This is a genomic window from Cognatundibacterium curvum, from assembly GCF_014284235.1.
Lineage (GTDB): Bacteria > Pseudomonadota > Gammaproteobacteria > Burkholderiales > Burkholderiaceae_D > Undibacterium > Undibacterium curvum.
Genome location: NZ_JACOGD010000032.1, coordinates 1 through 399, shown reverse-complemented (window position 1 = coordinate 399; position 399 = coordinate 1). Strand labels below are relative to the sequence as shown.

Below are 399 nucleotides of genomic sequence, written 5' to 3'. Positions count from 1 at the left end.
TTACCACGGCAGGGTTCGTGACTGGGGTGAAGTCGTAACAAGGTAGCCGTATCGGAAGGTGCGGCTGGATCACCTCCTTTCTAGAGTAGCGCTGGTAGTTAAGTGTTCACTTTTATTGACTGTTAAAAGAAGAGACGAGAAAAGTAGTAAAGAGTAGTGAAGCTGCTTTGCAGTAGGAAGCAGTACCTGAATGGGGGTTTAGCTCAGCTGGGAGAGCACCTGCTTTGCAAGCAGGGGGTCGTCGGTTCGATCCCGTCAACCTCCACCATACTGGGGCTGTAGCTCAGCTGGTTAGAGCACCGTGTTGATAACGCGGGGGTCGTTGGTTCGAGCCCAACCAGCCCTACCAAAGGTATGTTGAGAAAACAAACGCAAATGGCGCGAGCGCTGTTTAGGTTT

At 51.6% G+C, this 399-nt stretch carries 2 tRNA genes and 1 rRNA gene; all 3 read left to right on the top strand.

Annotated features, from left to right (window positions below):
• Window positions 1-80: ribosomal RNA gene (locus H8K43_RS18730) — 16S ribosomal RNA — on the top strand; the annotation flags it as partial.
• A gap of 112 nt (window positions 81-192) precedes the next feature.
• Window positions 193-268 (top strand) — tRNA-Ala (locus tag H8K43_RS18725).
• A gap of 4 nt (window positions 269-272) precedes the next feature.
• Window positions 273-349 (top strand) — tRNA-Ile (locus tag H8K43_RS18720).
• Window positions 350-399 lie beyond the last annotated feature (50 nt).